Here is a 24,434-nt window from a genome sequence, read left to right on the forward strand (position 1 = left end):
CTGACCGTCGAAGCCGTCAATCGGACAGTAGCGAGGATCAATCTACGCCCGCGCAAGCGCTTGGGCTGGAAGACGCCGTACGAAGTGCATACAGGGGTGAGCGTTGCACTTATGTGTTGAATTCAGGGACGATCGAAAGGCGACAGATTTATTTTTCTATCACTATCAGATTTTGGCCGATCGCGGCTTGTCGCGAAGGGCCACGATCGGCCATTTTCAGCCCTTCGCGACAGGCAGAAATCGGCCAATAACTGACTTTCTAATTGGAAAGGCCGAGCTGGAATGGCTGATAGGCAGCTAGTACGCTTGAGTCCCTCTAACGATAGCCATGGCGTTCTCATCGTACTGGTAGCCGCCATAATTACGCTCCAAGATCTGCCCTATCTTGGGTTCAAAGTTAATAGCCATCAATCGTCCTTAGGGCTGGATTGCTGGCAGAATTCATGATGCTACAGCGCCACGCATTTCGCGCGAAGGCGTGCTGGGCATATCCATGCGATGGGTTGCTGCGAAGTTGCGTGAGCGAGTGACGCCCGATTAGCGTCCCATGAGTGGATAGTGTTCGATGCGACACGGATGCGGGTGGCCGTCGCCCTTGCAAATGCCATCCAGATACCGGTAATCAATCTGCACCGACTGGCCTTTTCGAGGCCATTGCCTACGCGGGAGGGTGTTCTGGTAATCGGTGGTTTCCGGGGTGAAGGTGACCGTCGAGCCTTGCTGGGGACATTGCGTGGTGGTTGAGGTCGGGGTGACCTTGAGGATCCGCCCCTGCAGCTGTGGGTACGGTTGTTTCAAGACGTTGACGATCTGTAAATCCAGCCGGCAAATCTGCCAGCTCGCCGCGTGGACGGTGCTGCACAGAGTGGTGAGCGCAAGGGCCAGCGCTGCGTATGTTTTCATGGGGTAAATGTCCATATCCTTGGAACAAGCAACCTGGCAAGGCCCTGAACTTCCGTCAGCTTCTGGCTGATTTAGTCCTTGGCGCAGGGTCAGTTGGGGAGTGGCAGCACTATGCCAATTACCCAGTGGCCAATACAAGTCTTATGACTTTAATGTTCCCCTGTGGCGAGGGAGCATGCTCCCGCTGGGCTTAGAGGGTCTTCAATCCCCCCCCAGTAAACTGGACGGCGAGAGGGAGCCAATAGGGATATGGGTGTAAGCAATAAGCCAGAATGACTTTAGATATGCAGTCGCATGCTGTGAGCTTCGACTATCGGGCTGAATCAGAACCGCGCTGGCGGTCCGCTTTTGGCCGATTTCTGCCTATCGTACAATTGGCACCGGGTCATTTCGTAGGCTTCACAATTTCACCGACTCGTCGATATACCTTCTTGGTCATTTCCTCTGTGGAGTGACCTAGTAGGCGGCTCGCGTGCGTTAGCTCGATCTCGCTAGCAGCTTTGGGCCGCATGCCCTTGAATGGAACTGGCGAATGCTCGTTGCCAGCAAGGGACCATCATCAGCTGACGCTTTGATTGCTGCCTTATCGATAACGGATTTGATTCCGCCATCCTCCAAACGAAGACGGAGGCGTTTTCGGTCTTGCCCTGATCAATCAGGGAAAAAATAATGGGGTGAGACCACATTTAAACAATGGTGATCTGACCCCAATTTTCTTTCGTGGACCGGTGTGGAGCGCGGCCGCCTCAGGCTGGGTTCCCTGGCAAAACCGCTAATGCGTCTGCCTCAGTTATTTAAACAACCCACCAATCGCATTAATCGCATCCGCCGCTTTGTTCACGTTCTGCTGGCGTTGTGAGCTGGTGTCCACTTGAGCTTGGGTGTTGTAGGTGGAGTTGGTGCAGCTTTTATTGGTTTGGGTCAGTGCCGCTTGGTAAGCGGTCGCGCGCAGGGTGTCGCCTTTGGCGTTGGCGGCATTGATGTTGGCTTGAAGGTCGCGGATTTGTTGCTGGCAGGAGGCGGCGTTGTTGGTGTTGCCGGCGTTGCTGTTATTTGCGCCACCCAGTGCGGTCGACAGGGCGCCGGTGAGGGCGGATAGGTCTGCGGCGTGGGCGGGCAGGGTGAACAGGCTGAGCAGAACGGCGGTAGGTGCGAGAGTGGAAAGGCGCATGGCAAACCTCAATGTTTGATTGCCTGCGCAGGTCAGTGGCCCCGGGCTGGCGCATGGCAATTTCCCTATAGATGAGCGCCCAGGTGCGGCGAAATACTATTTGCTCAAATTTTGAGCTTCAACGCTGGATCTCTCTAAATGTGATCGATTTCACAGTTTGGATTTGACTTCGGACCGGCTGATGCGCTCCTGTTTCACCTCCTGCGCATAACCCCTGAGCTTTCCCTGCTGGGCCGCGAGCAACTCACAGACCTTCTTCAGCGCCGCTGCCTGTTTAGGCAATGCGCCATCTGCCGCCAGCGTCGCTAGCTCCACTACCGACCAGCCGATCACCGCCGCTGCATCTTCCAGGTCATAGAACAGTTCCTGCTGGGCGGTTCGAGGGCCATCCAGATCATTTATTAATTCCGCCATCTGCTTCTCCGCTATTGCGCATTAAACCGTCGGTAAAACTCAGGCAAAGAAAAGCCCGCGATGGGGAGTGCGGGCTAAAAGGGATGTTCATTAGGAGCTGCTGAATTCACCTTAGGCGATCATCTGTGAAAGGTTTGTGAAACTGCATGGCAATGTGCGCCAAAAGTGTATGCATCGATCCGCGCCTGGCTGTACGGGGCATTCGCCGGGATAAATCACTAGTGTTCCAGGCTTGCCCCATCTTTGTTCGGATACCTCGCGACGGTCATGTCTACCAGTTTGTTGTCAGCCTTTGTGCTGTTTGCCTTTGTCTCTTCGATCACCCCCGGCCCGAATAACACGATGTTGCTGGCTTCGGGGGTGAATTTTGGTTTTCGCCGCTCCATACCCCATGCGCTGGGCATCAGCATCGGCTTTATGCTGCTGGTGATTTCAGTCGGCTTGGGGTTGGGCGAGGTGTTCAAACTGTTGCCCTGGGCCTACACCCTGCTGCGCTACGTGGGAGCGACGTACCTGCTGTATTTGGCGTGGAAGATCGCCACGGCAGGCGGTATGTCCGATAGCACGGACGAGCGCGGCAAACCCATGACGTTCCTCGCTGCCGCCGCGTTCCAGTGGGTGAACCCCAAGGCCTGGATCATGGCGTTGGGCGCGATCACCACCTATACCCCCGCTGAAGGCTATGTGACCAACGTGCTGGTGATTGCATTGGTGTTCGCCGTGGTCAATCTGCCCAGCGTGTGTGTCTGGTTGGGCTGCGGCACGGGGCTGCGCAACTTGCTGCGTGAACCGCGTTGGGTGCGTCTGTTCAACGGGGTGATGGCCGGTTTGTTGGTGTTGTCGCTGTACCCGATGTTCTTGGCAGGGTAGGCGTTCAGACCGGCGAGATGGTCGCCAACAGGCCGATGCCGATGGTCAGTACCAGAAAACCGAACAGGAAGAGTGCCATCTTGGTCATAGGACCTCCGAAGGGAAGGGGAGTGGGAACGCTGGCCATTGTCCGCCCGGGCAGGTTTTCGGTACAGACGCAGATAACAAAGAAAAAACCGTATCAGATGCATTAGTCGCGCGGCTGCACCGGGCTTTGGAGGGCGTCGGGTTTTTCCAGATCAGTGCTTGAGACAGACGACGCTTTTGCCCCTAAGATGGCGCCCACGGCATCAACACAATAAGAGTGGGCCAACCCTCGATGGAAAGACGTCAATTCAGCGGTGGCATGAAGGGCAAGAACCTGCGCTACCTTAACGAAACCTCTCAACAACTGGCGTCGGTCACTCGCGTCGGGTTTCTGTTGCTCGAACATTTCTCCCTGCCGGCTTTCACCCAGACCCTCGACACCCTGGTCACCGCCAACCTGCTGCGCCCCGAGCTGTTCGCCACGCGCACCTTTGGCTGTGACGATGGCGAGGTTATCAGTGACCTGGGCCTGGTGATTCGCCCTGACGCATGCTTGGACGCGTCAGTGCTGCACGAACTGGACCTGCTGGTGATCTGCGGTGGCTTTCGCACTGAGCTCAAGGCCAGCGAAGACTTCATCCACCTGTTGCGCAGCGCCGCCGAGATGGGCGTGGGCTTGGCCGGGTTGTGGAACGGGTCTTGGTTTCTTGGGCGGGCCGGGCTGTTGCAGGGCTATCAGTGCGCCATTCACCCGGAACATCGCCCGGCCCTGGCCGAGGTGTCCAAGGCCGCCAAGGTCACCAGCGAACCCTTTGTGATCGACCGCGACCGCCTGACTGCATCGAGCCCCTCGGGCGCATTCCATATGGCGTTGGACTGGATCAAGAGCCTGCATGGCAAGGCGCTGGTGGAAGGCATCGAAGACATCCTCGCATTTGAGGAATCACGCTACCGGCGTATCAAACCGACTGAAAACATCAGCGTCAGCGCCCCGCTGCGGGAAGTGGTCAAGCTGATGGACGCCAACCTCGAAGAACCGCTGGAACTCGACCAGTTGGCGGTCTACGCCGGCCGCTCGCGGCGGCAGTTGGAGCGCCTGTTCAAGGAGCAACTGGGCACCACGCCGCAGCGCTATTACATGGAGCTGCGTGTGACTGAAGCGCGCCGACTGCTACAGCACACCGAGCTGTCCCAAGTGGAGGTGCTGGTGGCCTGCGGGTTCGTATCGCCGAGCCATTTCAGCAAGTGCTACAGCGCCTACTTCGGCTACCGCCCCTCGAAAGAGAAGCGCCTGGTCAAGTAGCATGGGCACCGTCTGGAATTTTTCCGAGGAGTGCCGATGTCGATCACCTTGAAGGACCGCTACCGTGGCAGCTTGCTGGGCCTGGCCTGCGGCGATGCTGTGGGGACCACCCTGGAATTCAAACGTCGGGGCAGTTTTGCGCCGATCACCGATATGGTCGGCGGCGGGCCGTTCAATCTCAAGCCGGGGCAGTGGACGGACGATACATCCATGGCTCTGTGCCTGGCCGAGAGCCTGCTGCAAAAAGGCGGGTTCGATGCCCGTGACCAGATGGGGCGCTACCTCAACTGGTGGCAGTGGGGCTATTTGAGTTCGACCGGCGACTGTTTCGATATCGGCATGACCGTGCGCGAGGCGCTGACGCTGTTCCAGAACACCGACAACCCGTTCGCCGGCTCAACCGATCCCTATTCGGCCGGCAACGGCTCGATGATGCGCCTGGCGCCCGTGGTGTTGTTTTATTACCCGGACCTGCAAAACGTCCGCACCTTCAGCGTCGACAGTTCCCGCACCACCCACGCCGCCCAGGAAGCCATTGACTGCTGCCTGGTGTTGGCACAGGCCATCTGTAATGCCCTCGGCGGCGCGTCGAAAGCGCAAGTGCTGGAGTTGGCCGATATACCGTTGATGGCACCCAAGGTGAAGGCCATTGCGGCAGGCGGGTACCGTGACAAACCCTGCGCCGAGATTGTCGGCTCGGGCTATTCGGTGGCCTCTCTGGAAGCTGCGCTGTGGTGCTTTGATCACACCGATAGCTTTGCCGATGCGGTACTGGCGGCGGCCAACCTGGGCGATGACGCCGACACCACCGCCGCCATAGTCGGTCAATTGGCCGGTGCCTATTACGGGGCAGCGGCGATTCCGTCCGAATGGCTGGGACGGTTATGGATGGCGGATGAGATCCAGGGGATGGCCGACGGATTGTTCAATGCCGCAGGTCATGCGGCCTGACACGCGCCGCTAAAAACGCTCAAGCCGATAAGGCGCCAGTGCCGGCAACCCTGCTGGCATTGGCCCGTCTGCCGCCAACCCGGCGACCATCTCTGCCGTGATCGCTGCCTGGGTCAAGCCCAGGTGCTGATGCCCGAAGGCCAGGAGTACCTTGCCGTCGGCCACCCGATCGATGATCGGTAGCGAGTCGGGTAGCGACGGTCGAAAGCCCATCCACGGCGTGGCGTCCGTGGCGTCCAGTTCTTCGCGGAACAGCCCATGGCTTAACCGCTGCAACTGCCACGCGCGCTGCATATTGGCGGGGCGTTCAAGCCCGGCGAACTCCACCGTACCGGCCAGGCGCAGGCCGCCGGTCATGGGGGTCATGATGAATTTGCGCTCCAGGGAGGTCACGGCGAACGGCAGGCGCTGGTGCTCATGGAGCAGCATCAGGTGGTAGCCGCGTTCGGTGTCCAGCGGGATGGCTTTACCGGTCAGGGTCGCTGTCAGTGCCGCCGAATGCGCGCCGCAGGCGATCAGCACCTGACGCGCCAGTAGCGGCGCGTGGTCGGTGAACAGGCAGACGCCCTCCGCATCGGGTTGCCCGCTGACCACACGACGCCGAAGAAACTGCACGCCCGCAGCTTCAGCGGCGCAGACCAGTTCGCCCACCACGTGGAACGGGTCGACAAAGTGCCCGGTGGCCGGGAAGAACAGCCCGCCTTGTAGGCGTTCGCTCAAGTGCGGCGCCGCCGCGCGAATCGCCTCGGCAGACCAGTACTCCACCGGCACGTTTTGCTGCTGCATGCGGTGCTGCAACCCCTGGATATCCGCCCGTGACTCGGCCCGTTCGAACACCAGCAGCGAGCCGTCCTGGCGCATCAGCTGCGGCCGATCCAGGCTGGCCAGCAAGCGTTGCCAGGCGCCCAGGCTTTGCTCGTTAAGCGCACGAAGGCCGGCCACCGTGCGCTGGTAAGGCGCCGCGCGCAGGTTGAGCAGCAGACGCGTAAACCAGGGCAGGGCGCGGGGCAGGTAGCGCCAGTCCAGGCGTAGCGGGCCCATGGGGTCCATCAGCATGGCGGGCAGCCGCTTGAGAATCGAATAGTCGGCAATCGGGAATACCTGCTCGGTGGCCAGGTGCCCGGCGTTGCCATAGGAGGCGCCCATGCCCGGGGCTTGCGAATCGATGACCACCACCTGGCGGCCCTGGCGCGCCAGCTGCAACGCGCAAGCCACGCCGATAATACCGGCGCCGACCACCACGATATCCCTACGGCTCATCGGCTATGCCTCTCTCTGTGCGTCGGCCAAGGCTTTCACGTTGCGCCGGTTGACCATCGCGGCGCATGCGCACTCAGGCACAATGCTGTTCCGCCGACCAGTTGGCATACCACTGGCGGAACAACGCGAACTGCTGCTCGGCATAACGCCGCTGGGCGTCACTGAGCACGTCGGTCGCATTGAGGTGCAGGTCGTAGCCTTTGTCGCCGTTGAGCACCATCAAGTATTTGTAGTACAGCACCAGGTCGCAGCCTTCATCGAATGATGACAACACCGCCAGCGCGCTTTCCAGTTCGCGGGCCAGGCGTCGTGCCTTGGCATCGCCCGTGGCCGCCTGTTGGCTCAGCGTCACCAAGTGCAGCACTTCCCGCGGCAGGGCATTGCCCACACCGGTGATAGCGCCGGTGGCGTTGCAGTTGACGAAACCGTGCACCACCTGGGTGTCCACACCCACCATCAGGGTCACGCTATCGTCCTGGGAGGTGATGTGTTCGGCGGCGTAGCGCAGGTCGGCGCCACCGCCGAATTCCTTGAAGCCGATGAGATTCGGGTGCTCGCGTCGCAGTTCGAAGAACAGCTCGGCGCGGGTGGCGAAGCCGTAGTAGGGGCTGTTGTAGATCACCGCCGGCAGCTCCGGCGCGGCATTGAGGATGGCCGCGAAGTGCGCCTTTTGTGCGGTGACGGACGCACCACGGGACAGCACCCGAGGAATCACCATCAGGCCATGGGCGCCGACCTTGGCAGCATGGGCGGCGTGGGACACCGCTTCACGGCTATTGACCGCCCCCGTACCGACAATGGTCGGCACCCCAGCCGCTACCAACCTCGCCACGCCTTCCTGGCGCTGGGCTTCGGTGAGCAACGGCCAGTCGCCCATGGAGCCGCAGTACACCACCGCGCTCATGCCGGCTTCGATCAGTTCGCGGCCCTTGGCGACCAGCGCATCGAAGTCCGGTTGGCGCTGGGCGGTGCAAGGGGTCATCAGGGCCGGGATGCAGCCGGCGAAAATGCTGTCGCTCATGGTCGTACTCCTTCAAGTCAAATGGGGGTGGGCTTAAATGCCCCAGGCGAAAGGGTCTTGCTCGTCAATCAGCAGCACGCTGTCGGCGGTCATATAGGCGCGGCCGGTGATGAAGGGGATGACCCGCTCGCCGTCCCATTCGTAATGGCCCGTGAACTGGCTGCCGGTGATGCTGGCCTGGGTCCATGTCTGACCGGGCGCGAGTGTTCCATCGGCGGCCAGGCAGGCGAGTTTGGCGCTGGTGCCGGTGCCGCAAGGCGAGCGGTCGTAGGCCTTGCCGGGGCACATCACGAAGTTGCGGCTATGGGCGTCGGGGTCGCTGGCGAACAGTTCGACATGGTCGATCAGCGCGCCATCGGCGCCATGGATACCCTGGTTTTCCAGGGCCTTGAGCATCGCCCAGGTGTACTCGGTGAGGGCGTCGACGTTGGTCATCTCCAACGTCTTGCCATGCTCGGAGACCAGGAAAAACCAGTTACCGCCCCAAGCGATATCGCCCTTGACCACGCCGTGGCCGGGCACGTCCACCGCCACCTGGTGGCGAAAACGGTAGGCCGGTACGTTGCGCAGGGTGACCGCGCCGTCCTCGTGCAGCGTCGCGGCCACCGGGCCCACCGGCGTGTCAATCATGTGCACTCCCGGTGCGATATGCCCCAAATGATGCAGCGAGGCGACCAAACCGATGGTGCCGTGACCACACATGCCCAGGTAGCCGGCGTTATTAAAGAAGATCACCCCGCAGGTGGCGCCCGCTGTGACCGGTTCGCAGTACAGCGCGCCGACCAGTACGTCGTTGCCACGGGGCTCCAAGAGGCAGGCGCGGCGCCACTGATCGTGTTCGTTGCGTAAGCTATCCAGTTGCGCGGCAATGCTGCCGCCGCTCAGAGCCGGGAAGCCGCTGAGGATCAGGCGCGTGGGTTCGCCGCCGGTGTGGGAGTCGATCACATGCAATCGTTTCATCAGACGCTCCAATCAATGAGTGGCCGAGGGCGGTTGCCGCCGAAAGAACGCGGTTCCCAGCAGCATGTAGAGGGCGGCGGACAGTAGCGCCGAGAAGATCAACGCAATCGGGTCGGTGCGTTGTGGGTTACTGGAGCGCCATCCACGGCCCTACAGTGAACTCACCGGCGCGCAGGCGATTGATGGTTTACGCGGCCATCGATGACGAAATCGGCACAGTTTGACCTGGCTCGACAGTGCGGCGGGCATCATGCAATCTGCTACGCGAAAAGGCTCAACCGGGGAGGCGATCATGCTGCACAGCGTATTTGCGGGCCTTTGCCAGGGTGAGGCAGCCGCTCGCCCCGACAGCCTCGAACAGCTGGTAAGCGCCGTCGCGCAGTTGCTGCCGATGCTGGATGTGATCCCCAACGCCGCGATTTTCATCAAGGATATGCAAGCTCGCTACGCCCTGGCCAACCGCACGTTGGTGCAGCGCTGTGGCCTCAAACAGCTGCGACCGCTGCTGGGCAAGACCAGCGCCGAGGTGTTCCCCGCCCAACTGGGGCCGGGCTATACCGAGCAGGATCGACGGGTGCTGGAGGAGGGCTTGGTGCTGGCAGATCAACTCGAACTGCACCTGTACGGCAGCCGCGAACCGGGATGGTGCTTGACCCACAAATGGCCGCTGTACAACCGTGGGGGCGCGATTATCGGCCTGGCCGGCATCTCGGTGGACCTGCAATCGGCCAGCGAAACCCACCCGGCCTACCAGCGCCTGGCCGCCGTCGATGAGCATATTCGCCGCCACTTCAACCGCCGCGTCACCCTCGGTGAGCTGACGCACATCGCCGGCATTTCCGTGGCGCAGTTGGAGCGTTACTGCAAGCGCGTCTTCAACCTGACGCCGCGCCAGATGATCCAGAAAGTACGCCTGGAGCACGCCCACCGCTTGCTGCACAGCGAACTGCCGATCACCGAGGTCGCCTTGCAGTGCGGCTATACCGACCACAGCGCGTTTACCCGGCAGTTCAAGGCGTCCACGGGGTTTACGCCGCGCCAGTACCGGCAGGCGACGGGGGGAGGGCCCGCGTTGGCATGATTGCGATGCAACGAATGGCGCCCGTACCCCTCATATGCTTACGAGTCACTTTTTACGACGACAGGTATCAAGCTTATGACGGCGGCGGACAACACCCATGTGAACTGGCTGGTGGAACAATCGATGCTGCACGCGGCGCGTCAGCGCGCCAAGCTCTATTCGGGGCAGGGTCGGATGTGGCAACAGCCGTACGCACAGACGCGGCCGCGGGATGCGTCGGCGCTGTCTTCGGTGTGGTTTACCGCGTACCCGGCGTCCATCGTGACCCGCGACGGCGGCACGGTCCTGGAGGCGTTGGGGGATGAAAGCCTGTGGCACGCCTTGTCGAAAATCGGCATCCAGGGCATTCATAACGGCCCGCTGAAAAAGTCCGGTGGCCTTAACGGCACGCGACACACCCCGACCATCGACGGCAATTTCGACCGCATCAGTTTCGAGATCGACCCACAGCTGGGCACCGAGGCGCAATTGCAGGCGCTGACACGCATGGCCGCTGCCCACAACGCGGTGATTATCGATGACGTGATCCCGTCCCACACCGGCAAAGGCGCGGACTTCCGCCTGGCCGAGATGGCTTATGAGGATTACCCCGGCCTCTACCACATGGTGGAAATCCGCGAGGACGACTGGCCATTGCTGCCCGACGTGGCCGAGGGGCGCGACGCGCAGAACCTCAGCCCATTGCAGGTGGACGCGCTGCGCGACAAGCACTATATCGTCGGCCAGTTACAGCGAGTGATCTTCTTCGAGCCTGGCGTCAAGGAAACCGATTGGAGCGCCACCCCGGTGGTGGTCGGCGTCGACGGCAAGCCGCGCCGCTGGGTGTACCTGCATTACTTCAAGGAAGGCCAGCCATCGCTCAACTGGCTCGACCCTTCGTTTGCTGCGCAGCAAATGATCATCGGTGATGCGCTGCATGCCATCGATGTGATGGGCGCGAAGATTCTGCGCCTGGACGCCAACGGTTTTCTCGGTGTGGAGCGCAAGCTTGAGGGCGGCGCATGGTCCGAAAGCCACCCGCTGTCGATCACCGGTAACCAACTGATCGGTGGCGCGATTCGCAAGGCCGGCGGTTTCAGCTTCCAGGAATTGAACCTCACCGTGGATGACATCGCCTCCATGTCCCACGGCGGCGCCGACCTGTCCTATGACTTCATCACCCGGCCGGCGTACCAGCACGCCCTGTTGATGGGGGATGCCGAATTCCTGCGCTTGATGCTGCGCGAGATGCACCGCCAGGGCATCGACCCCGGCTCGCTGATCCACGCCCTGCAAAACCACGATGAACTGACCCTGGAGCTGGTGCACTTCTGGACCCTGCATGCCCATGACAGCTTCCTCTATCAGGGCCAGACCTTCCCCGGCAACATCCTGCGCGAGCACATCCGCGAGCAGATGTACGAGCGCCTGACCGGCGAACATGCGCCGTACAACCTCAAATTCGTGACCAACGGCGTGTCCTGCACCACCGTCAGTATCATCACGGCGGCGCTGGGTATTCGTGACCTGGACGCCATCACGGCGGCCGATATTCAGCAGATCCAGCAGATCCACCTGTTGCTGGTCATGTACAACGCAATGCAGCCTGGGGTGTTCGCACTGTCCGGTTGGGATTTGGTGGGGGCGCTGCCGCTGGCGGCGGATGAGGTGGCGCACCTGATGCAGGACGGCGACACGCGCTGGATTCATCGCGGCGCCTACGACCTGGTGGACTTGAACCCGGAAGCGCAACTGTCCGCCGGCCTGATGCCGCGCTCAAAGAGTCTATACGGCAGCCTGAACCAGCAATTGCAAGACCCGCAGTCATTCGCCTCGCAACTGCAGAAGATTCTCGCCGTGCGCCGCGCTTATGACATTGCCGCCAGCCGCCAGACTCTGGTCCCGGATGTGGAGCATCCAGGGTTGCTGATCATGGTCCACGAACTGCCGGCCGGTAAGGGCACGCAAATCACCGCGCTGAACTTCGGCGCCACGCCCATCACCGAAACCTTGCACCTGCCCAACATTGCGCCGGGCCCGGTGGTGGACATTATCAATGAGCGGGTCGAGGGTGACCTGACCGAAGACGGCGCGTTTACCATCACCCTGGATGCTTACGAGGGCCTGGCGCTGCGGGTGGTCAGCAGCACGCCGATGTAGGGGAGAGGGCCGCTTCGCGTCTCAGCGCGGGGCAAGCCCTAATGCCAGTCAGCTAAGGCTCAGTTGATCCAGCCCAGGCAATGGCTATCAAAAGTTGGAGGGGGCTTACGCCCGATGGCGGTGTGTCAGTGGCAGAGGGGCTGATTGACCCAGCGCTATCGGGGGCAAGCCCCCTCCCACATTCCCGCTCACCACAAAATACGCCCAATGGGCCCGCAGGCACCGGGGCGATGGGGTCTTCCGGAGGGCATCAGACCACGAAGCGATTGACCAACTGGTTCAGGTTCGCCGCCAGCTTCGACATCTCGCCACAGGCGCTGGCCGTCTGGCTGGCACCGGCGGCGCTTTGGGTGGCCAGTTCGCGGATGCTCACCAAGTTGCGGTCCACTTCGCGCGCGACGTGGGATTGTTCTTCCGAAGCGGTGGCGATCAGCATATTGCGTTCGTTGATCTGGATAATCGCCGCTGCAATCTGATCCAGCGAACTGCTGGCTTCCTGGGCTACGCCGAGGGATTCGGTGGCCAGCTCCTTGCTGGTGCCCATGGCCTTGACCGCGTCGTCGGATTCGTTCTGGATCGCGGCGATCATCTGCTCGATCTCCTGGGTCGACACCTGGGTGCGGTGCGCCAGCGCGCGGACTTCATCGGCAACCACCGCGAAGCCACGGCCCTGCTCACCGGCACGCGCGGCTTCGATGGCGGCGTTGAGGGCCAGCAGGTTGGTCTGTTCGGCAATGGCGCGGATTACTTCCACCACTTTACTGATGCCCTGGGCGCGGTTGGACAGGCCCTGGATCTGCTCGCTGGTGTTTTCCACATTACCCGACAGTTTTTCGATGGAGCGCAGCGTCTGCGTGACGCGCTCCAGGCCCACTTCGGTGAAGCCCTGGCTGCGTTTGGATTCCTGGGCGGCGGACTCGGCATTGCGCGCCACTTCATCCACGGCCGCGCTCATTTCGGTAACGGCGGTGGCCGCCTGATTCACTTCATCGTTTTGCGATACCAGGCCACGGCTGGACTGTTCGGTGACGGCGGTCATTTCTTCGGAGGCCGCGGCCAGCTGTGCGGACGAGTCGGAAATCTGCAGGATGGTGTTGCGCAGGTTGGTCTGCATCTGCGCCAGCGCTTTCAACAGTCGACCGGCTTCATCCGTGCCATGCACACTGACTTCTTTGGACAGGTCGCTGTTAGCAATACGTTCGGCCACCGACAGGGCATCGCCAATGGGCGAGGTGATGCTGCGGGTCAACAGGAACGCCAGGCCGGCGGTCATCGCGATCACCAGTACGATCAAGCCAATTACCAGCCAGGTGCCGGCGTTGAAGGTGTCCGTGGCGGTTTGGCCGGCTTTCGCTGCACCTTCGTTGTTGAAGTCGGTCAGGGCCTTGATCTGGCCTTCCATGGCATTGGTCAGCGGGCGGATGCCGCTGGCGACCAATTTGACGACGCCAGCGGTGTCGCCCTGCTTGAGCAGCGGCTCCAGCGCGTCCAGCTGCTTGGAATAACCGTCAGCCGAGGTTTTCACGGCGGTGAACAGGGCACGTTCCTGATCGCTTGCAATAAGTGGTTCATAGTTGGATACCGCATCGCTGAATGCTTTGCGATAGCCCGGAAAATCCGCCAGCGTCTTCTGAATCGTTTCAGGGTCGGCGACGGCCCGCTGGGTTTCCAGGCGCAGGCGCAATACCGTGGCGTTCATCAGAGCGGTTTGGCGGATGCTCGCCATCCAATTGAGTTCCACATCCTTTTCCGAGTCACGCAACTTGCCCATTTGCAGAATGGCAATTACGCCAAGTACCAGCACTAAGGCGATGATCGCGGAAAAAAACAACGCGGCACGGGGGGCAAGGTTCAGGTTTCTCAGGCGCATGGGGCGTACTCATAAGGAGGAAAGCGAGCAGTTCTTACAAGCTATCGGCCAGACGCCGCAAAATTGAATACCCACGGGCAGCAGCGGACGACTGGTAGGGAAGAGGGTAGTCTGAAAAACCCAATCGCCATGGCGTCGACGTGAGAGCAGTCAAGGCGCCGTTTCACCCAAACCGGGGTCCACGCGCTCGCCGATATCCTTGAGGCGCGCCAGTTGGTCTACTACGCTGGGCGCTTCGTCCAGACAACTCACGAAGGTCCACAGATAAGTCACCGCATACACATGCCCGGCCTTCACCGCAGGGGAGAGCGCCAGCTGGGTAATCGCGACCACGAACAGCAAGGCCGCCAACAGCCCGATGGTGAGAAAGGCGACGGCCTCTCAAAGAAGTCCACAAATTCCCGTGCCAGTACCACTCTCGCGGCTGACTTGGAGGTGCTGTGGCGTTGCAGGCGCTGATTGAGGATCACCGGCACCGCAAGGTCAGCATAGATGCGGGTAAATGTTCGCGTATCCAATGCGCGTCTCGCCGCGCCGACTACCCAGAAACCCAGGACCACGGCGGCATAAAGCAGTGCGCTCTTGCCATCGCCACGAATAATGGCGTCCACGGCAAACCCCGCGAACAGCGGGTAGGCCAGCAATAACGCATTTTCCAGCGCCACCAGCGACAGGGTGCAGAACAACTTGCCGGGGTAGGCTTTGGCGATGGCTTTGAGGGTCTGGCTGGCCGATTATTGGCCGATCTGGCGGCTGGGTTCGTTCAGTAATGGCGGTGTGACGGACGGCATGGGGCACCTGGTGTGCGTAACGTACGGTGTTGAGGCATGGATGTACCGGCATACAGGCCGCGCGTGATGTCGAGCAGGTAGCGCGTCTCTGCGGTCATCAATAACAGGTCGGTTTGCACTTCTTCGATCACCATCTCCAGGATGATCAAGATGCAAATGGCCGGCGCCAGCAGCAGCCAGTGGTAGTAGCACTGGGTAAACAACGAGGCCACAACCCCGATGATCCACAGCGACAGCACCAGACGCGGCGCGTGTTTTTGCAGGGGAATCCAGAAGCGCTGTAGTTTCCTGAGCTTAGCGCTGCAGCGCTTTATGGAGTCTTCCAGTTGCGTCAGGTCAAGCATGGTCCGGTCGCGAATAGAGTTAGACATGGATGCAATCCGTGGGTGAATTACAACGGTGGTGTAGGTGGCCCGCTCAGCGCCCGCGCAGGTAACACACGGTTCAGCCAGGCCAGATTGATATGTTTGACTTGCACCCATTTGCCGTTCTGGGGCGTTCCTTCGCAGCTTTTAAAAGCGATACAGCGTCCTTGTGTGTCCAGCAAGGCGAAATGGCGATAGCGTTCAACGCCCTTGAATCCGAGGACAAAAAAACACATGCCTGCACCTGGGGCGGTTGGGTTTCAGATAGCGACCGGTCGTTCTGGCCACGTCAATTCGAACAGGCTGCCGCCACTCTCCAGATTGCGGCAGGTCACGCGGCCCTCGTGGGCCATGGCAATGGCGCGCACCACCGCCAGCCCCAGGCCGCTGCCGCCCTGGGCGCGGGAGCGAGAGCTTTCCCCACGCTGGAATGGCTCAAAGATATGCGCGGCGAACGCTTCGTCGATGCCCGGCCCTGCATCCGCGACGCTCAAGGTATTGACGCCGTCCAGGCTGCCCAGGCTCACCGTGACGGTGCCTGGAGTGGCGTGCCGCTTGAGGTTGTCGAGCATGGCTAGCAGGGCCTGACGAATGCGTGCGGGGTCGCAATGCACCGGTTGCCTGAGCAGGTCCATATGCAGGGTGAATCCGCAGGCTTGCAGGCCCGGTTCGAACAGACGCGCGTCAGCCTCAATCTCGTCGGCCAAGTCGGCCCGTTGGATATGCACATCCAGGTAACCATTGTCTGCCAGGCCCACGACCCGCAGGTCTTCGATCAGTCGGGTCAGGCCCTCGACCTGGCCCAGCAGGCTGTAGAACTGTGCTTGATCCGGAGGAAAGACCCCTTCGGCCAACCCTTGCAGGCGACCGCGCAGGATAGTCAGCGGGGTGCGCAGTTCATGGGCAATCGCGGCGTTCCAGAATGACTGCTCTTGGGCCATGCGCTTCAAACGTGCGGCCATGCTGTTGAAGTCATCCACTAGCACGCTGGCCTCGGCCAATGCGCGATCGGACGCCGTCGCCCGGGCATCCAGGTCGCCGTCGGCAAGGCGGCGAAGGCTGGCCGCCACCGAGTTCAACGGCATCAGAATGCGCCGGGACAATTTGATTGCCACCACCGCACCCACGGCCAAGCTGATGGCGGTGACCAAACCCATCCAGAGCCACTCGACACCGGTTGGCAGCCACTCGTCCACATCGATATCCGTGGGTGGCCAGAACATCCAGAGCAGCGCGTAAAACACATAGGAGCCGACGACCGCGAGGGCGATCACGCAGAGCACCACGGCAGACATCGACAGAATAATCTGCCGGCTCAAGCTATTGGCGGTCCTCATGGGTGGCTCCCAAACCGGTAACCCACCCCGCGGATGCTCGCCGGCACACCTTGCAGGCCCAGGTCTTCGATCTTGCGGCGCAATTTGCTGATATGGCTGTCCACCGTACGCTCCAGGCTGTCGCTCTCTGGCGAGCACAGCGCGAGCAACTCGGCGCGACTGAATACGCGCCTGGGGGCTTTGGCCAACTGTGCCAACAAGCGGAATTCCGTCGCGGTCAGGCTTAATGCGTGCTGTTGTGTGCCGATTCGCACGTTGACTTCATGGCTGTCGACGTCGATTTCAAAACCCTCCACCCGCAACACGCGCTGGCCGCTGCCATAGCCCTGGTCGCGGGAGCGGCGCAGGACCGCCTGGGTCCTGGCCACCACCTCGGCGGGGTTGAACGGTTTGACGATGTAGTCGTCGGCGCCGATGCGCAGCCCCATCAACTTGTCCATGTCCTGGTCCTGGGCGGTCAGCATGATCACTGGGGTGTTGCCGCGGTGGCGGATCTCGGCCAGTACCATCCAGCCATCCAGTTGTGGCATCAACACGTCCAGCAGCACCAGGTCGGGCTTGAGGGTTTGATGCAGTTCCAGCGCGCGCCGCCCATCCAGGGCATGGACGGTCTGAAAGCCACTGCGTTTGAGGTACGCGGCGAGGATGTCGGCGATTTGCGGCTCGTCTTCGGCAATCAATACCAGAGCCTGGGATTGAGTGGCGAAGTCCGCTGGTGTCGAAGTCAGGTGCGATTCAGTCATGGTCGGCTCGGTGGTGCGGTTCGATGGTCGCAGTATGGCCAATTACCAGGGGGCGACGAAGCCTACTGTGCATCACATGCGTGCGCTTTCATGGGAGGTTTTATGGAGGAATGATGGAGACGCGGGATTATTTGCGCGTGCGGTGCTCAGCCGGGTTAGGCGCCGCACCGAGGCTGCAGATTGGCGCGAATACCGCTACGCTGGCGCGTCCCATCATAAACAGGAGAGTGTGATGCGTATCGAAGACCTGCCACGAGAAGGCGGTTGCCGCTGTAATCGCGTGCGTTTGCGCGTGGACCATGCACCGGTGATGACCATGGCCTGTCATTGCACCGGCTGCCAAAAGATGAGCGCCAGTGCGTTCTCTTTGAGTGCGCTATTCATCGCGGATGCGTTTACCGTCACCCAAGGTTCCCCGGTGATCGGTGGCCTGCACGGCGCGGACCGCCATTACTGCTGCCCCCACTGTATGAGTTGGTTATTTACGCGCCCCCATGGCATCGACGGCTTCGTTAACGTGCGGGCAACGATGTTGGACAGCGCGGCCGATTTTGCACCGTTCATGGAGACCTGGACCTGTGAAAAGCTGCCCTGGGCGCTCACGCCGGCGGTCGAAAGCTTCGCGCAATTGCCCGCGCCCGAGGACTTTCCACGCTTGATGCAGGCCTATGCCGAGCTGACCTCGCACTGATCTCAGTCGATCAGCGCCAGCAGGTCGGTGTCGCCCACATCCTGGCCCGCCTGGGTCAGCAGGGTGGTTACCTGGCCTCGGTGGTGGGTCTGGTGATTGAAAAAATGCACGATAAGACTGGCGAATGGTTTGTTGGCGCCATCGCCGCGCATGTTGTGGTAGTGCAGGCGCTGATCGAGGTCGCTCTCCGTCAGGCTGTGAGCCCAATCGATAATCATCTGGTCCAGCCAGGCGCGCCGTGCGGACAATTCATGCAGGTCGGCGAAGGCCAGTTGTTTGAGGTCCGGGGGCAGGGCGACGCTGCTCAATGGGGCCAACGCCGAGTAGCCGGCAGGGTGCTCGGCAAAGCGTTTGAGCCACACGGTGTCGCCCAGGATCAGGTGGTTGAGGGTGCCGAAGATCGAACCGAAGAACGCGTGACGGTCCATGCGTAAGTCAGCGTCGCTCAGCCTGCCGGCGGCGGCGTAGACCTTGCGGTTCATCCACTGGTTGTAGGTGGCCAAGAGTGTGAAATGTTCGATGCGGTTCATGTGCCATGCCCGGGGGTGGAGGACTGAGCCATCATAGTGCGTGAGCAGCGTGCCCGCATCATCGGACGCTTGGACGCAACCGCTTCAAATACCCTGCGCAGCGAGTACGGCCAGATAGATCAAAACCAGCCCGCACGTGGCATAACTGATGCGGTGCCATCGCGCCGAGGCATGCTTGCGCATCAGGTTGACCAGCGCGGCGGTCAAGAAACACGACAACACCGAGGCGAGCATAAACCCGGCAAAGAACATCAGCGTCTGCCCATGGCTCGGCGTGGCGCCGACGATGCCGGACAAGGCGCTGCCCAGCGCGCCCCAGTACACGATGTTTTTCGGGTTGGCCAGCGAGATTGCCGCGCCCACTGCCAGCGCACTCTGCCCGGAGCCGGCCGGGGCATTGTCCATGGCTGGCAAGCGCCAGGCATCCAGCAGGCTGCGCACGCCGAGCCAGGCCAGGTACAACGCGCAGATCACCGTTAGGGGCACACGCACGGCATCATGCTGGATCAACAGCGCAATGCCGGTCAGACCGATCACGGCCCATACCGCATCGCCCACCAGCGAACCGACTTGCACCAGCAACGCCGGGGTGAACCCGTGCAGCAAGCCACGGCGCAGGGTCTCGGCCAGCACCGCACCGGGAGAGAGGCAAAAGACAAAACCGAATACCAGTGCGTAAAGAAAAATCGTCAGCATGCCCGCGTTCCCATCCAGTAATGGTCGGCAGTGTGCCGCCGCGTCGCACAGGTGTCTTGGATCAGATTGCGTTGTTCAGCGCTGCAGCACGTTTTGGTAGCGCCCCGGCGTGATGCCATAGGCGGCGCGGAAATGCCGGTTGAGGTGGCTCTGATCGGCGAAGCCCAGGTCATGGGCGACCTGGCCGGCCGATACACCGTTGCGCAGTAAGCCTTTGGCACGACGAGTGCGCAGTTGCATGGCCCATTGGCGCGGGCTGAGGCCCGTTTCTTTCTGGAAGGTGCGCAGCAGGTGGAATTTGGACAGCCCCAGCTCATCGCCCAACTGTTCCAGCGGCAGCGATTGATGCAACTGCTCGGCGAGCAATTCCTGGGCACGGCTGATCAGGCTGTTACCGGTGGCCGTGGTGCTGGGCAGGCGCACGCCGCTGAGGCTGACCACCTCGGCGAGCGCCAGGACAAGGGCGTCCTCGTTCAATTCCCGTATCAGCGCATCGGTACTCAAGGCGCCGTGCACCGCAGCCGCCAGGCGCTGAGCAAGGGCTGGCTGAAAGCACACGGCGCGATCGAATTCCACGTACGCCAGCCCCAGGTCGTGGGCCAGCTGATCCGCCGTGGCATACAGACTGACAAATTGCCAAGGCGCACCGTCAGCCGCGCCGCCCCCCTGGATTTGTCCGGGGTTGTACAGGGTGATGCTGCCCGGTCCGGCGACAAACTCACGTCGGTCGAGCCACACGTTTTCCTCGCCGATAAGATTCACGCCGATCACGCACTCGTCGTGGCTGTGACGGGCGAAGTTCAAGCCCGTGCAGTGCGTACTGCTGATTTCGTAGCTGCCCAGCCAGGCGTGGTGCATGTCGTTCATTCAATCGACTCGGTAGAAAACGCAAGCTTCTGAGCATAACCGGGCCCGGTCATTCAGATCGACCGTTGATTGACCCGCTGCGACAACTCGTCGGCACTTTCCTTGCGTTCCGAGTAGCGGTCGACGAGGTCCGGGCGATCGCGCAGCAGCACCGTGAACTTCACCAGTTCCTCCATCACATCCACAACGCGGTCATACAACGCCGAAGGCTTCATGCGGTCGTGTTCATCGAATTCCAGAAACGCCTTGGGCACCGAGGATTGATTGGGGATGGTGAACATGCGCATCCAGCGGCCCAGGACGCGCAGTTGGTTGACGGTGTTGAACGACTGCGAACCGCCGCACACTTGCATCACCGCCAGAGTCTTGCCCTGGGTGGGGCGCACGGCGCCCAGCGCCAGGGGAACCCAATCGATTTGCGCCTTGAATACCGCACTCATCGAACCGTGCCGCTCGGGCGAGCACCATACCTGGCCCTCGGACCACTGCATCAGCGTCAGCAATTCCTGGACCTTGGGGTGGTCGCTGGGAGCATCGTCCGGCAGCGGCAAACCGCTGGGGTTGAATATCCGGGTCTCAGCGCCGAAATGCTCCAGCAAGCGCGCCGCTTCCTCCACCAGCAAGCGGCTGAACGAGCGTGGTCGCGTCGAGCCGTAGAGCAGCAAGATGCGCGGCGCAGGGGGCGGCCCAGTGTGAAGAGGGGTGGAAAGGCCTGCATCGAGATTGGGCAGCGTGCTCATTGTTTGCTCCTGTCACAGTTGCGCAATGCGCTCCAGTTCAACCTTCAGTTCTGCCGGGCACAAACGCTCGAACGGCAATGCAAAAAACGCCCGGCAACGGCTTTCGATGGTTTCCAGGGTGGCCTGGAAGGCGGCATTGAGGTGTGCGTCATCACCGTGGACGTCGGACGGGTCCTCCAACCCCCAATGGGTTTTCATTGCCGGACCGAAGTACACCGGGCAGGCTTCACCAGCGGCCTTGTCGCACACGGTGATCACCAGGTCCGGCGGGCTGTCTTCGAAGGCGTCGTTGCCCTTGCTGTACAAACCCTCGGTGCTGATACCGGCTGCTTGCAGGGTGCTCAGGCTGCGGGGCAGCACCTGGCCTTTGGGAAAGCTGCCGGAACTGACCGCTTGGAAACCTGCCGGCGCCAGGTGGTTGAACACGGCTTCGGACAGGATGCTGCGACAGCTGTTGGCGGTACACATAAACAGGACTTTCATGAAACGGCTCCTTCAGACACTCAAGCGCAAGGCGAGGGCGGCGAGGGTGATCAGCAGCACCGGCAAGGTCAGCACAATGCCGACTTTGAAGTAGTAACCCCAGGTGATGGTGATGCCTTTGCGCGCCAGGATATGCAGCCACAGCAACGTGGCCAGGCTGCCGATAGGGGTTATTTTCGGGCCGAGGTCGCTGCCGATCACGTTGGCGTAGACCATCGCATCCTTGACCACGCCCACCGCATGGCTGGACTCGATGGACAGCGCGCCGATCAGCACCGTCGGCAGGTTATTCATCGCCGATGACAGCAGTGCCGTCAGCACCCCCGTGCCCATGGCCGCACCCCACACGCCATAGGTGGCGAAGGTATCGAGCCAGGTGGCCAGGTAAGTAGTGAGACCGGCATTGCGCAGGCCATAGACCACCAGGTACATGCCAAGGGAAAAAATCACGATCTGCCACGGTGCTTCTTTGAGCACTTTGCGTGTGGAGATTTTGTGGCCCTTGGCGGCGATCACCAGCAGGAGCACTGCGCACACCGCGGAAATCGCGCTGATGGGAATGCCCAACGGTTCCAGGGCAAAACAGCCGACCAGCAGAATGCCCAGCACCCACCAGCCGGCGCGGAACGTGGCGCGGTCGTGGATCGCGCTGACAGGCTCATCCAGGTCGGCCGGGTCGTAGCTCTGGGGAATATCCCGGCGGAAAAACCACAGCAGCACCGCCAGCGTGGCCGCGACGCTGACCAGGTTGACCGGCACCATCACCGCCGCATATTGGTTGAAACCGATCTTGAAGTAGTCGGCCGAAACGATATTCACCAGGTTCGATACCACCAACGGCAGGCTCGCAGTGTCGGCAATAAAGCCCGCGCCCATCACGAACGCCAGGGTCGCCGCCGGCGAAAAGCGCAGTGCCAACAGCATCGACATCACGATGGGCGTAAGGATCAGCGCCGCGCCGTCGTTGGCGAACAGCGCCGAAACCAGCGCGCCGAGCAGCACCATATACGCAAACAGACGTCGGCCGCGGCCTCGGCCCCAACGCGCCACATGCAAGGCGGCCCAGGCGAAGAAGCCGGCCTCATCGAGCAGCAGGCTGATGATGATCAACGCAACAAAGGTACCGGTGGCGTTCCAGATGATGTGCCACACCACCGGGATATCCGCCAGGCTGATAACACCGCACGCCAAGGCCAGGATCGCACCGAGGCTGGCGCTCCAGCCCACGCCGAGGCCTTTGGGTTGCCAGATAACCAGCACGATGGTGAACAGAAAAATGGCGATTGCGACAAGCATGAATTAACGCTCCGATGGCTCAGCAGCAGTTGCTGGCCCGTTGTGGTCTGTCGCCCATTGCACCCAGACGCTGCGCGTCGTCGTGCAACCATGGCTGGTTGGCTTGCAACGTAGTGGTCAGCACCTGATGCACCCAGTCGGGCAGTGCCGGATTGAGACGGTAGTAGATCCACTGGCCTTGGCGACGGTCCACCAGCAACCCGCCGCTGCGCAATTGCGCAAGGTGCCGGGAAATTTTCGGCTGACTGTCGCCCAGAGCATGGATCAGTTCGCACACGCAAAGTTCGCCTTCGCGCAGGATCAACAACGTCAGGCGGGCACGGGTAGCGTCGGCCAGGCATTTGAACAGTTCGGGAGGAGACAGGAGGTCTGACATGGTTCCATCCGCATATACGTTTATTCGAATATACGTATTTCCATATGTTTCGGTCAAATCTTGTTTCGATTGATGTGGATCAAGTTCATGAAGATCAACCACAAGTGTTTGAAATTAAAATGAAACACTCATGTCTTAGAGTGCCTCCCCATTGCAGATGAAGGAAGACCCCGCGTGACCCGAGCCACTCGCAACCTGCGCAAAACCCTGGATTCCGTCGCGGAAAATAACGAAACCGCGGCGTTCGATCTGATGCGCGCCGTGGAAAAACTCGGCGACGAGGTGTTGCGTCAACGCTTGCTCAACACCATTCACCGGCTCAACCAAGATGCCTACGAGTTGCGCGAAGCGCGGGATTCGGTGGAACAGGTGTCCGTGAAGCTCGCCTGAGCAATATCGTTCAAGACAGGCGCCTCGGCGCGCTGGCATGCTTGGCGACTGTCCGTCGATGAGCCGTTTTTATGCCTGCTGCCTTACCCCGTTATGCGTTCGCGCGCGGTGCGATCGCCGTTATTCCGTTATCCCTGGCCTGCGCGCCGTGGGGGCTGCTCGCCGGCTCCATGGCCATCGATGCGCAATTCACCCCGTTGCAAGCCCAGGGGCTGTCGACCATCGTGTTCGCCGGTGCTGCGCAGTTGGTGGCCATCGGTATGGTCAAAAGTGGCGCCAGCCTGATATCGATCGTACTGACCACCTTGCTGCTGACCTCTCAGCATTTGCTCTACGGCATGCACCTGCGGCCAGTGCTTTCTCCTTTAAGTACCCGCTGGCGTATCAGCCTGGGGTTCTTGCTGACCGATGAGTTCTTCGCGTTGGTCAGCCACTACGACCGCCAGACCTTCAATCGCTGGTACGCCCTGGGCGTGGGGCTGACCTTCTATATCATCTGGAACCTGTTCACCCTGGCCGGCATTGTGCTGGGCAAGAGCATTCCGGGCCTGGACCAGCTAGGGCTCGAATTTTCGATTGCCGCGACCTTCATCGCGTTGATAACCCCGGTGGTGCGCGATGTACCGACGGTGGTGTGCGTGGCGGTGGCGTTGCTGTGCTCGGTCTGGCTGAGTTTTTTGCAGTGGGAGTCGGCCGTGGTGGTGTCGGGTTTGCTGGGCATGAGCGCCGGGTTTGCCTGTAAGCGACTGGGGGTAGGGCAGCGATGATTTACCTGATGATTGTGGCCATGGGCCTGGTGGTGTTCTTCAACCGCTATCTGTTTATTGAGCCGCGTCTGCCGGTGCGCCTTAATCGCGGTGCGCGAGAGTTTCTAGGGTTTGCGGTGCCGGGCATGCTGACGGCGATCTGCGGGCCGATTATTTTCCTGGCCGACCATCACCTCAACTTGAGCCCGACCAATCCGTATTGGCTCGCCGGCCTCTGCGCGGTGGGGTTGATGGTCTGGACGCGCAATGTGCTGCTCACCGTGTTGCTGAGCATGGCGGTGTTCTACTTGCTGCGCTGGTGGCTTTAAAACCCAGGCGAAAAAAAGCCCGCGGGAGAGCGGGCAGAAGGAAGACTTCATGAAAATGAGCCAGGCCAGTGTAGGTGGCTACGG

The 24,434-nt window shown here is 61.2% G+C and carries 26 protein-coding genes and 2 pseudogenes; 10 read left to right on the top strand and 18 right to left on the bottom strand.

What is annotated here, in order from left to right; all coding sequences use genetic code 11:
- Nucleotides 1–120: pseudogene (locus tag ABX75_RS29040) on the top strand (IS30 family transposase); the annotation flags it as partial.
- Between the two features lie 417 nt (nucleotides 121–537).
- On the opposite strand, the gene ABX75_RS14315 reads toward ABX75_RS29040, so the two are convergent.
- The 3 genes from ABX75_RS14315 to ABX75_RS14325 form a co-directional block, all read right to left on the bottom strand.
- Entirely contained in the window at nucleotides 538–903 is a 366-nt protein-coding gene (locus tag ABX75_RS14315; RefSeq protein ID WP_034138146.1) for a hypothetical protein, read from the bottom strand.
- Nucleotides 904–1,693: 790 nt separating this feature from the next.
- Nucleotides 1,694–2,074 (bottom strand): DUF1090 family protein, encoded by a 381-nt coding sequence (locus ABX75_RS14320; protein WP_034138014.1) that lies wholly within the window; start codon nucleotides 2,072–2,074, stop codon nucleotides 1,694–1,696.
- A gap of 150 nt (nucleotides 2,075–2,224) precedes the next feature.
- Nucleotides 2,225–2,488 (bottom strand): hypothetical protein, encoded by a 264-nt coding sequence (locus ABX75_RS14325; protein WP_047882159.1) that lies wholly within the window; start codon nucleotides 2,486–2,488, stop codon nucleotides 2,225–2,227.
- Nucleotides 2,489–2,755: 267 nt separating this feature from the next.
- On the opposite strand from ABX75_RS14325, the gene ABX75_RS14330 reads away from it, so the two are divergent.
- The 3 genes from ABX75_RS14330 to ABX75_RS14340 all read left to right on the top strand — a co-directional run bounded on the left by ABX75_RS14330 (nucleotide 2,756) and on the right by ABX75_RS14340 (nucleotide 5,639).
- Nucleotides 2,756–3,358: a LysE family translocator gene (locus tag ABX75_RS14330; protein ID WP_047882160.1), complete on the top strand. Its 603-nt coding sequence runs from the start codon at nucleotides 2,756–2,758 to the stop codon at nucleotides 3,356–3,358.
- Between the two features lie 346 nt (nucleotides 3,359–3,704).
- Nucleotides 3,705–4,688, top strand: coding sequence for a GlxA family transcriptional regulator (locus tag ABX75_RS14335; protein WP_047882161.1), 984 nt, complete (start codon nucleotides 3,705–3,707; stop codon nucleotides 4,686–4,688).
- A gap of 36 nt (nucleotides 4,689–4,724) precedes the next feature.
- Complete coding sequence (locus tag ABX75_RS14340; protein WP_034098065.1) at nucleotides 4,725–5,639, top strand: ADP-ribosylglycohydrolase family protein; 915 nt, start codon at nucleotides 4,725–4,727, stop codon at nucleotides 5,637–5,639.
- 9 nt (nucleotides 5,640–5,648) lie between these two features.
- Here ABX75_RS14340 and ABX75_RS14345 read toward each other — a convergent pair whose 3' ends face one another.
- From ABX75_RS14345 to ABX75_RS14355, 3 genes are all read right to left on the bottom strand, one after another.
- Nucleotides 5,649–6,899: an FAD-binding oxidoreductase gene (locus ABX75_RS14345; protein ID WP_047882162.1), complete on the bottom strand. Its 1,251-nt coding sequence runs from the start codon at nucleotides 6,897–6,899 to the stop codon at nucleotides 5,649–5,651.
- A 73-nt stretch (nucleotides 6,900–6,972) separates the two neighbouring features.
- Nucleotides 6,973–7,920: a dihydrodipicolinate synthase family protein gene (locus tag ABX75_RS14350; RefSeq protein ID WP_047882163.1), complete on the bottom strand. Its 948-nt coding sequence runs from the start codon at nucleotides 7,918–7,920 to the stop codon at nucleotides 6,973–6,975.
- 33 nt (nucleotides 7,921–7,953) lie between these two features.
- Nucleotides 7,954–8,880: a 4-hydroxyproline epimerase gene (locus ABX75_RS14355; protein ID WP_047882164.1), complete on the bottom strand. Its 927-nt coding sequence runs from the start codon at nucleotides 8,878–8,880 to the stop codon at nucleotides 7,954–7,956.
- Between the two features lie 292 nt (nucleotides 8,881–9,172).
- Between ABX75_RS14355 and ABX75_RS14360 the strand changes: the two genes are divergently transcribed.
- Nucleotides 9,173–9,961, top strand: coding sequence for an AraC family transcriptional regulator (locus ABX75_RS14360; protein WP_047882165.1), 789 nt, complete (start codon nucleotides 9,173–9,175; stop codon nucleotides 9,959–9,961).
- Between the two features lie 75 nt (nucleotides 9,962–10,036).
- Nucleotides 10,037–12,100, top strand: a complete 2,064-nt coding sequence (treS, locus tag ABX75_RS14365; protein WP_034098058.1) for a maltose alpha-D-glucosyltransferase — start codon at nucleotides 10,037–10,039, stop codon at nucleotides 12,098–12,100.
- A gap of 250 nt (nucleotides 12,101–12,350) precedes the next feature.
- Here treS and ABX75_RS14370 read toward each other — a convergent pair whose 3' ends face one another.
- The 5 genes and pseudogenes from ABX75_RS14370 to ABX75_RS14395 form a co-directional block, all read right to left on the bottom strand.
- Nucleotides 12,351–13,970: a methyl-accepting chemotaxis protein gene (locus ABX75_RS14370; RefSeq protein WP_034098056.1), complete on the bottom strand. Its 1,620-nt coding sequence runs from the start codon at nucleotides 13,968–13,970 to the stop codon at nucleotides 12,351–12,353.
- Nucleotides 13,971–14,120: 150 nt separating this feature from the next.
- Nucleotides 14,121–14,761 (bottom strand): annotated as a pseudogene (locus ABX75_RS14375) (ABC transporter six-transmembrane domain-containing protein).
- Entirely contained in the window at nucleotides 14,734–15,132 is a 399-nt protein-coding gene (locus ABX75_RS14380) for a hypothetical protein (RefSeq protein ID WP_034113807.1), read from the bottom strand. Before ABX75_RS14380 ends, ABX75_RS14375 begins: the two are co-directional and overlap by 28 nt.
- A gap of 254 nt (nucleotides 15,133–15,386) precedes the next feature.
- On the bottom strand, nucleotides 15,387–16,463 hold the full coding sequence (locus ABX75_RS14390; protein WP_034098050.1) for an ATP-binding protein: 1,077 nt from the start codon (nucleotides 16,461–16,463) through the stop codon (nucleotides 15,387–15,389).
- Nucleotides 16,460–17,206, bottom strand: a complete 747-nt coding sequence (locus ABX75_RS14395; protein ID WP_047882166.1) for a response regulator — start codon at nucleotides 17,204–17,206, stop codon at nucleotides 16,460–16,462. Before ABX75_RS14395 ends, ABX75_RS14390 begins: the two co-directional genes overlap by 4 nt.
- Nucleotides 17,207–17,438: 232 nt before the next feature.
- On the opposite strand from ABX75_RS14395, the gene ABX75_RS14400 reads away from it, so the two are divergent.
- Entirely contained in the window at nucleotides 17,439–17,897 is a 459-nt protein-coding gene (locus tag ABX75_RS14400; protein ID WP_034098046.1) for a GFA family protein, read from the top strand.
- 2 nt (nucleotides 17,898–17,899) lie between these two features.
- Here ABX75_RS14400 and ABX75_RS14405 read toward each other — a convergent pair whose 3' ends face one another.
- The 7 genes from ABX75_RS14405 to ABX75_RS14435 all read right to left on the bottom strand — a co-directional run bounded on the left by ABX75_RS14405 (nucleotide 17,900) and on the right by ABX75_RS14435 (nucleotide 22,885).
- The gene (locus tag ABX75_RS14405) at nucleotides 17,900–18,427 is read right to left on the bottom strand and encodes a DinB family protein (RefSeq protein WP_034098044.1); all 528 of its coding nucleotides are present in this window, start codon (nucleotides 18,425–18,427) and stop codon (nucleotides 17,900–17,902) included.
- Nucleotides 18,428–18,511: 84 nt separating this feature from the next.
- A complete protein-coding gene (locus tag ABX75_RS14410; protein WP_034098042.1) occupies nucleotides 18,512–19,123 on the bottom strand; it encodes a LysE family transporter in 612 nt (203 codons plus the stop codon).
- 75 nt (nucleotides 19,124–19,198) lie between these two features.
- A complete protein-coding gene (locus tag ABX75_RS14415; protein WP_034098040.1) occupies nucleotides 19,199–19,990 on the bottom strand; it encodes an AraC family transcriptional regulator in 792 nt (263 codons plus the stop codon).
- Nucleotides 19,991–20,043: 53 nt separating this feature from the next.
- On the bottom strand, nucleotides 20,044–20,730 hold the full coding sequence (arsH, locus tag ABX75_RS14420) for an arsenical resistance protein ArsH (protein ID WP_034098037.1): 687 nt from the start codon (nucleotides 20,728–20,730) through the stop codon (nucleotides 20,044–20,046).
- Between the two features lie 12 nt (nucleotides 20,731–20,742).
- The gene (locus ABX75_RS14425) at nucleotides 20,743–21,213 is read right to left on the bottom strand and encodes an arsenate reductase ArsC (RefSeq protein ID WP_034113803.1); all 471 of its coding nucleotides are present in this window, start codon (nucleotides 21,211–21,213) and stop codon (nucleotides 20,743–20,745) included.
- A gap of 12 nt (nucleotides 21,214–21,225) precedes the next feature.
- Complete coding sequence (locus ABX75_RS14430; protein ID WP_034138034.1) at nucleotides 21,226–22,509, bottom strand: arsenic transporter; 1,284 nt, start codon at nucleotides 22,507–22,509, stop codon at nucleotides 21,226–21,228.
- 19 nt (nucleotides 22,510–22,528) lie between these two features.
- Complete coding sequence (locus ABX75_RS14435; protein WP_034098032.1) at nucleotides 22,529–22,885, bottom strand: metalloregulator ArsR/SmtB family transcription factor; 357 nt, start codon at nucleotides 22,883–22,885, stop codon at nucleotides 22,529–22,531.
- 174 nt (nucleotides 22,886–23,059) lie between these two features.
- On the opposite strand from ABX75_RS14435, the gene ABX75_RS14440 reads away from it, so the two are divergent.
- From ABX75_RS14440 to ABX75_RS14450, 3 genes are all read left to right on the top strand, one after another.
- Nucleotides 23,060–23,275 (top strand): hypothetical protein, encoded by a 216-nt coding sequence (locus ABX75_RS14440; RefSeq protein ID WP_003191339.1) that lies wholly within the window; start codon nucleotides 23,060–23,062, stop codon nucleotides 23,273–23,275.
- 71 nt (nucleotides 23,276–23,346) lie between these two features.
- Nucleotides 23,347–24,042, top strand: coding sequence for an AzlC family ABC transporter permease (locus ABX75_RS14445; RefSeq protein WP_047882167.1), 696 nt, complete (start codon nucleotides 23,347–23,349; stop codon nucleotides 24,040–24,042).
- Nucleotides 24,039–24,350 (top strand): AzlD domain-containing protein, encoded by a 312-nt coding sequence (locus tag ABX75_RS14450; RefSeq protein ID WP_034138036.1) that lies wholly within the window; start codon nucleotides 24,039–24,041, stop codon nucleotides 24,348–24,350. Before ABX75_RS14445 ends, ABX75_RS14450 begins: the two co-directional genes overlap by 4 nt.
- The last annotated feature ends 84 nt before the right edge of the window (nucleotides 24,351–24,434 follow it).

Origin of the sequence: Pseudomonas sp. ARP3 (assembly GCF_001029595.1) — a bacterium.
GTDB lineage: Bacteria > Pseudomonadota > Gammaproteobacteria > Pseudomonadales > Pseudomonadaceae > Aquipseudomonas > Aquipseudomonas rhodesiae.